Genomic DNA, 7,281 nt, shown 5'->3' with positions numbered 1-7,281 from the left:
CGACAGAATTAGAACGAGTGTTTAGAAAAAGATGTGCCATTTATTGACATAGGAGCATCTTTCATATGTTCAATGTTCACTTTTGTGTACTCAATTTTCTACTTGGACGTCCTGTGCTATTAGCACAACTCCAGTTAAAATGAAATACACTACTGATTTAAACATATGTTTTTAAACAATTGTATTCTCTGTATAGTGGATCAAGTAGAGAAGTTAAAGCGGTGGCTATTTCTAATCAGAGGTAGTACTTACGGTGTTAAACCTAGCCCATAAACCCTAACTAAGAAAGTAGACCAAGTGTACGTGTATGAAGATAATGATGCAACTATACCAGCTTAAAAAGTAATACTTCTGAGAGTGAGATTGAAATATAGATAAAAATAGATAAATTAATTACAGCACATGATTATTTGAAAAATAAGATAAAAAACTATTATGGACATATGCGCAATAGCAAACAAAAGTTAGTCAATAAAAGCCAAAAATAATTTTTGCTTAACAAACTAAAGCTCCACACTTTCTATATTTTGACTCTTACTGTTGTGACATAAAGTTTAAAATTGGAGTTTCAAATAAAATTTCTTGCCTTTTGTATCTACGCAGTATACACTTTAGCTAAGATAATATTGACGGGAGGGAAAATTATGTCACTTATTAAAGAACAAACACGTTTAGCAAAGTGGGGTAATTCTAGAGCTGCTAGAATTCCTAGTCGGATTATTAAACAGCTGAAATTAGCTGATAATCAGGATCTGACCATAACAATCGAAAATGAGTCAATAGTTTTGACACCGGTAAAAAAGGAACCAACAAATATTCATGAACTATTTAAAGACTGGCAAGATGATGGAAAACGAGATCATGAGCTTGATTGGGGAAAGTCAGAGGGTAATGAATTTCCATGGTAAGTCAAGGTGAGATCTTTTATGTTAATTTTAATCCAAGTCGTGGACATGAACAGATGAATAGACGACCAGCGATTGCTTTGAGTAATGATTTAGTTTGTCAAACCAGTAATATGACGATTGTAGCACCTATTAGCAGTACCGAACGCGACTTCCCGATGTATCATCGTTTAACCAGTAGTCAAACAGTATATGGTAAGGTTTTATTAGACCAAACAATCACTTTAAATTTGCAAGCAAGGCATGTCACAGACGAAGATATTGTTGATCGCGTATCACGTGAAGAACTCGAAAAAATAATTTCTTTATACAAATTGTTATTCAGTATTGATGATGAGTGAGGAAAACTATTTATTACCAATAAAAAAAATAATCCCTAATACCCCTAATATCTATAATAAAGATATTAGGGGTTATTCTTTCAATGTTTTCGAGAAGACATTGGAGATTACAGCCCATAAAAAAATTAAAAGATCTGAATCTGATATTTCTTAGCGGTTTAAAGCCAATTCTGGCTATACTAGTAATTGATTGCTAGTCCCTTTTTAATTAATCAGTAGCACATTGGGTGGTGAATGGTTTTGCTAATCATTATAGTAAATCTTAGAAAAATGATTGTGAGTTGAATGTCGATGAAGCTGAATTTAATTTTAAAACGAAAACGTCAAGAGTTACATCTTACTCAGGAACAACTTGCTGAAAAATTATTTGTGTCTCTTAAAACTGTTTCTAATTGGGAAACCGGCAAAACCTTCCCTGATATTGAAAGTTTAATAAAATTGGCCCAACTCTATCACCTTTCTTTAGACAAATTATTGGTGGAAGGATCTGATATTGTGAAAGATATTGAGAAAAAAACTAGACTAACTAGTTTAAAAAAGTATATGTGGGGGCCTAACATTCTTAACCTTATTTTGATTATCATGGTCTCACAACAACAATTTCTAGGCCGACTTTCTTTATTAAGCACGGTTTTACTGCTAATCAGTATTGCGTTAAATGGGATAACCTTAATTTACTTTTCCAAAGAAATTCGATATGAAGAAAATCAGCAAGAAATTCATAAGTCTTTCAACAAACTAACTATTCGACTTCTGATTTTCACTATTATTTTTATTGGCGCAATTATTATAGGCTATTTTATCCGTTAGGATGAACATACTCTTTGCTAAAATAAAAGGCATGAATTCATTGTTTAAAAAAGACTATCAAATTAGTAATATTCTTATGCTTATTTAATAGCATTGCCCAAATAAAAAGGGCGATCTTAATGATCGTCTTTTTTATTATTAATTTTTATTTCTATATATCAAAGAATATTAGTTCAAGTCTATCTTGATACTCTGCTATGAGTTAAACTATTGCATCAAGAATATGACGCCCATGGGTTCCTTGATCTCCCTTCATAAGGCTAACTTGCTTAAATTCAGAAGTGTTTGTCACAATAATGAAGGTTGAAAGATCATACCCTTCGGCCTTAATTTTATCAATATCAAACTCAATTAATAATTGACCAGACTTAATATTTTCTCCTTGTTTTACATGTGCAGTAAAATATTTACCATTTAGTTTAACCGTGTCAATACCAATATGGATCATTACTTCTGCACCAGTATTTGAAGTAATACCGATAGCATGTTTCGTACTAAATAACATACTTACATTACCATCAAAAGGAGCAAAAACCTTACCTTCAGTTGGATGAATAACACAGCCTTCACCCATAGACCCTGAAGCAAATGCTTGATCATTACCAGTCGCTAAGTCGGCCACTGAACCAGATATTGGCTGCTGAATAGTTGTAGAGATAAGTTGCTTAGTTGTATTTTCGCTTACAACGGCTACAGGAGCATTCTGTTCATCAATACCAATAATAAGAGTTGACACCAAAGCAACAGCAAAACAAATAAACAAACCAATTACATACGAAATGAAAGTAGATCCTACAAAGGCAGGAAGAGTAGTCAAACCACCAAAGACAAACGCAAATGCCTTTACATGCATACCACCGATGAAAGCACCACCAACTGCTCCACCAATTACAGCGCTAATTAGTGGGCGTTTGTATTTAACACCTACACCATAAATAGAAGGTTCAGTAATTCCAGCAAAAAATATTGATAATAAAGCAGATATCGAATATGTCTTCATTTTCTTATCTTTAGTCTTAAAAAATGTTCCAAGAGTGGCACCCGCCATACCAAAGTTAGCAGCAGCAGTCAACGGAACAATATAGTCATATCCTAAACGACTAATGTTTTGAATCATTACTGGGTTGACAGCCCATTGCAAGCCAAAGATAACAAAAATATTCCAGGCTCCGCCAACTAAAGCACCTGCAATCCAACCATTGGAATTCATTAACCAATTGATCGCGCCAGAAAGTCCTTCTCCAATATAAACACCAAACGGACCAAAAATACCAGCAGTTACTGGAACCATAACAAGAAGAGAAATCATGGGTACAAAAACAAGCTGAAGGTTCTCTGTAATGTACTTCTTCAAAAATCTTTCTAAATATGAAAGGCACCAAACGGAAAGAATTGCAGGAATAACAGTTGAAGTATAGGTCATCATAACAATTGGAATACCAAAAAAGTGAGTAATGACACCATTTCCTTGCGACCCCATTAAGTTCATAAATTCTGGCATTATGAGTGCGCCCATAATTGCAGCAGCAACAAATTTGTTAACTCTAAATTTTTCAGCTGTAGTAACCGCTAAAAGAACGGGCAAAAAGTAAAACACAGCCGTAGAAGCAGCTGTTAAAATATGGTAAGTACTAGAACTAGCAGAAAGCCAACCTAGTTGTTGAACAAGAAGAACAACACCACGCAAAACACCTGATCCAGCCAATAATGGAAGCAGTGGTGTAAAGATACCAGCAATGGTATCCATTACCCTAGAAAGAATCCCACTATTATTTTTACCTGTGTCATTATTTTCAGAGGTTTCTTTACTTAGATTAGTTCCCTCAATTAAATCATCATAAACCTCTGGAACGCGGGGACCTATAACAATTTGAAATTGGCCGCCACTTTCAACGACACTAATTACGCCCTTCAGGTCTTCAATACTACTCTTGTTGTTGTCGGCAATCTTATCATCTTTAAGTATCATCCGTAGACGAGTGGCACAATGGGTAATACCGTTAATATTTTGTTCTCCGCCAACTAGATTCAAGATCTTCTTGCCAAGAGACTGATTATTTGCCATCAATATCCCTCCTAAATATATTAATAAATATGCAAATCACAACGAATAAATAAAAATTGAGAAAACGTTTGTTCATTAGGCATATAATCACAACATCCTGGGCCTAACGGCAATACATATGAATTATTCCTAAAAATTGTCTTAATAAAAGCCTATATTTTTGTACAAACGTTTACTCAACTCTTACAAGTCATATTGAAACCCTTTTCACAATCTTTGTCAACAACAGAAAGCTATTTTTTTATAATTTTTGTAATTAAAGTGTTGATATAAAGGCATTAAAAGTGTATAAAATTTATTTTTTGATCGATCCTTAAAAAACTAAGTTGCACTATTATTAAATTTGAGATACACTTATGTTTGAGAAATCGATTACTCACTTCAAATCATGAATTCATAATTAAACAAGTTACTAATCTCAACAGAAAGTTGGTAAAATTCAAATGAAAAACTTAGAAACAAAAAGCAATAAAGTTTCTCTTAAAGAAATTGCTAGGCTTTCTGGTGTTTCAATTGCTACAGTATCTCGAGTTATTAATAACACCGGCCGATTTTCCGAAGAAACTAAACATCGCGTACTAAATATAGTAAAAAAAAATAATTATCGTACTAATACTCTTGCTCGAAGTTTACGGACAAAGCATTCTAATAGTATTGGAATATTAGTTCCTGATTTAACAAATGATTTTTTTTCGAAAGTTGTTCAAGAAATTGAAAAGAATTTATTTAAAGTTGGTTATTCTACAATTATCTGTGACACACAACGCGATCCAGATATGGAAAACTATTATCTAAATACATTGGAAGCAAAATCGATAGATGCATTGATTGTCATTTCTGGAGATCATCCTTTCGACTCAGATTCTTTGACTGAAAAGGTTCCAGTTTTATGTATTGATCGTAAGCCAAAGAATAAAGATACAATTTTTATTTCTTCTAATCACAAAACTGGTGCGCTTATAGCGACCCAGCGGCTAATCGACAAGGGATACTTTCCAGTATACGTTTCTCCAGATCATGTTTCGACATCTAGAGCAAGCAGAATTTCAGGGTTCAAACATGCTTTAGAACTAAACTCCATTCAATTTACTCAATCAAATTCATTAGAATTAAAAGCTCCAAATCAAGAATCTTATGACAAAACTATTGAAGAATTTCTTCAGAAAAACAAGGATAAGCGATTGGGACTGTTTTGCTTGAGTGACTATATAGCAGCCATTGCAATTCGCCAAATTCATAAGCTCAATCTGAAAATACCTAATGAAATAGGTGTCATCGGATTTGACGATACTAAGTATGCCAGTTTATTGAATCCCAGTTTGACAACTATTCATCAAGATACAAGTAAAATTGCAGAACTTTCCGCAAAAACAATAACAAAAATGATAAGCAGTCCCAGTACAGATGTTAAAAAAAATATTGAAGTACCTGTGACACTTGTCGCTCGTGAATCAGCCTAGGAGGTATTAAAATGACAAATGCAATTTATCCATCGTTAATGTGCGCCGATTTTTCAAAGATTGGTAAAGAGATCCAACAATTAGAGGCTGCTGGATCTGATATGTTTCATATGGACATCATGGATGGAAGTTTCGTTCCAAACTTTGCTCTCGGTGTTGAAGATTTTAAAACAGTTAAAAAACTAGCTAATATTCCTTTAGATGCACATTTGATGATTCAAAATCCAGATAATTACGTTACTTTATTTAAATCTTTAGGAGCAGCAGAAATTGATTTCCACTTTGAAGCAGATCAACATCCTGCTAAAACATTAAAGCACATCAAGGAAGAAAATATGCTGGCAGGACTCGCTATTAATCCAGGTACATCCGTTGCTACAATAGAAACTTTATTACCAATTGTTGATTATGTTCTTGTTATGACTGTTAATCCTGGTTTTGCTGGTCAATCATTTCTTGATTTTGTTATTCCCAAGATCGATCAACTTACATCATTAAAAGAACGTAATCACTTTAAAATCAACGTTGATGGCGCTATTTCTCCAAAGCGTATTAGCCAGTTATCTCAACATGGTGTAGATAATTTTGTTGTTGGAACCTCATCTTTATTTGGAAAAGACAAACCGTATGTAGATATTATTCCAGAATTAAAAAAGGAGAACTAAATTATGACAGTTAAAGTAACAATGAATACAAAACGCAAGATTGCTTTTGGATCTGACCATGCAGGCATTGATTTAAAAAAACCTATTATGGATTATGTAAAAAGCCTAGGTTTTGAAATTCATGACTTTGGAACTTATGATCATAATCGCACTGATTATCCAATTTATGGTAAGAAAGTTGCTGAAGCAGTTGCAAAAGGAGAATATGATCTTGGTATCATCATGTGTGGAACTGGCATCGGCATAGGTATGGCAGCTAATAAAGTTCCCGGAATTCGTTGTGCATCAGTCAGTGAGCCTTACTCAGCAAAACTATCACGCGAGCACAATAATGCAAATATCTTATCTCTTGGCTCTCGTGTCGTTGGTCCTGAACTGGCTAAATTGATCGTTGATGAATTTTTAGGTACTGAATTCATTGGTGGCCGTCATCAACGTCGTATTGACATGCTTACAGCAGAAGATGAACATAATGATGTTAAATTTGAAGAAGTTAAGAATGGATCGGAAGAAAAATATAACCATTATAATTATAATGAGGGGAAGAATATCCTATAAAATTTAATCAATTAAAAAATAATTTTAGCAACTATTGTTTCATGTCATGAATTCAAAATATTTATAACCCAAGTGAGAATATAATAGATTAAAAAATAAATAAAAAGAGCTGATATAATTCAGCTCTTTTTTTAAATAATCATATTGAAATCAATCTATTCTCAAACTTGCCAAGAGCTTTTCAAATCCTTCTTCATTATAATATTCAAACAGATAGAGTTTTGTCTCTGGATACTATTTAATTATTACTACAATTAAGAAACGTTAATCAATCAAAGCAATTTTTCATTTCTTTTAATATAATCTTTAATACGATAAATCTGTGACCTTGATGTTCCAATCATTCTGGCAATCTGTGCAATCGGCACTGGTGGATTTTGCTGTAGCATTTGCACTATCTGGTGATACAAATAACGTTTTCGGCGATCAGGTGAATCCGGTGCGTACAAACGCACTGCTCCTTTATAAGCGCCACGT

8 protein-coding genes are annotated in these 7,281 nt (G+C 33.5%); 6 read left to right on the top strand and 2 right to left on the bottom strand.

All coding sequences use genetic code 11. The features are described 5' to 3' along the window. The first annotated feature begins 644 nt into the window (after positions 1–644). The 3 genes from IV36_RS11420 (at position 645) to IV36_RS11410 (ending at position 2,056) form a co-directional block, all read left to right on the top strand. Positions 645–908: an AbrB/MazE/SpoVT family DNA-binding domain-containing protein gene (locus IV36_RS11420; RefSeq protein ID WP_056992611.1), complete on the top strand. Its 264-nt coding sequence runs from the start codon at positions 645–647 to the stop codon at positions 906–908. Beyond that, on the top strand, positions 902–1,246 hold the full coding sequence (locus IV36_RS11415; RefSeq protein ID WP_056992609.1) for a type II toxin-antitoxin system PemK/MazF family toxin: 345 nt from the start codon (positions 902–904) through the stop codon (positions 1,244–1,246). Before IV36_RS11420 ends, IV36_RS11415 begins: the two co-directional genes overlap by 7 nt. A 291-nt stretch (positions 1,247–1,537) precedes the next feature. Further along, entirely contained in the window at positions 1,538–2,056 is a 519-nt protein-coding gene (locus tag IV36_RS11410; protein ID WP_056992607.1) for a helix-turn-helix domain-containing protein, read from the top strand. Between the two features lie 202 nt (positions 2,057–2,258). Here IV36_RS11410 and IV36_RS11405 read toward each other — a convergent pair whose 3' ends face one another. Then, positions 2,259–4,121 carry a beta-glucoside-specific PTS transporter subunit IIABC gene (locus IV36_RS11405; RefSeq protein WP_056992605.1) on the bottom strand — a complete coding sequence of 621 codons (1,863 nt, stop codon included), beginning with the start codon at positions 4,119–4,121 and terminating at the stop codon, positions 2,259–2,261. 443 nt (positions 4,122–4,564) lie between these two features. Between IV36_RS11405 and IV36_RS11400 the strand changes: the two genes are divergently transcribed. From IV36_RS11400 to rpiB, 3 genes are read left to right on the top strand one after another with little or no spacing between them, the layout of a single operon-like run. Then, positions 4,565–5,581, top strand: coding sequence for a LacI family DNA-binding transcriptional regulator (locus tag IV36_RS11400; RefSeq protein WP_056992604.1), 1,017 nt, complete (start codon positions 4,565–4,567; stop codon positions 5,579–5,581). 11 nt (positions 5,582–5,592) lie between these two features. After that, positions 5,593–6,246 (top strand): ribulose-phosphate 3-epimerase, encoded by a 654-nt coding sequence (rpe, locus tag IV36_RS11395; RefSeq protein WP_056992601.1) that lies wholly within the window; start codon positions 5,593–5,595, stop codon positions 6,244–6,246. A 21-nt stretch (positions 6,247–6,267) separates the two neighbouring features. Continuing rightward, the gene (rpiB, locus tag IV36_RS11390; protein ID WP_156648675.1) at positions 6,268–6,804 is read left to right on the top strand and encodes a ribose 5-phosphate isomerase B; all 537 of its coding nucleotides are present in this window, start codon (positions 6,268–6,270) and stop codon (positions 6,802–6,804) included. 272 nt (positions 6,805–7,076) lie between these two features. Here rpiB and IV36_RS11385 read toward each other — a convergent pair. After that, positions 7,077–7,281: helix-turn-helix domain-containing protein (locus IV36_RS11385; protein WP_156648674.1), on the bottom strand; the 205-nt coding region annotated here is incomplete at its 5' end.

Origin of the sequence: Liquorilactobacillus mali, from assembly GCF_001437155.1 — a bacterium.
Taxonomy (GTDB): domain Bacteria; phylum Bacillota; class Bacilli; order Lactobacillales; family Lactobacillaceae; genus Liquorilactobacillus; species Liquorilactobacillus mali_A.
Note: the sequence above shows the minus strand (reverse complement) of the source record. Positions and strands in the feature narration are given on the sequence as shown.

Coding starts and splice junctions, on each gene's coding strand:
- rpiB (WP_156648675.1), top strand. CDS start 6,268: ATGAATACAAAACGCAAGATTGCTTTTGGATCTGACCATGCAGGCATT.
- IV36_RS11420 (WP_056992611.1), top strand. CDS start 645: ATGTCACTTATTAAAGAACAAACACGTTTAGCAAAGTGGGGTAATTCT.
- IV36_RS11415 (WP_056992609.1), top strand. CDS start 902: ATGGTAAGTCAAGGTGAGATCTTTTATGTTAATTTTAATCCAAGTCGT.
- IV36_RS11405 (WP_056992605.1), bottom strand. CDS start 4,121: ATGGCAAATAATCAGTCTCTTGGCAAGAAGATCTTGAATCTAGTTGGC.
- IV36_RS11400 (WP_056992604.1), top strand. CDS start 4,565: ATGAAAAACTTAGAAACAAAAAGCAATAAAGTTTCTCTTAAAGAAATT.
- IV36_RS11410 (WP_056992607.1), top strand. CDS start 1,538: ATGAAGCTGAATTTAATTTTAAAACGAAAACGTCAAGAGTTACATCTT.
- rpe (WP_056992601.1), top strand. CDS start 5,593: ATGACAAATGCAATTTATCCATCGTTAATGTGCGCCGATTTTTCAAAG.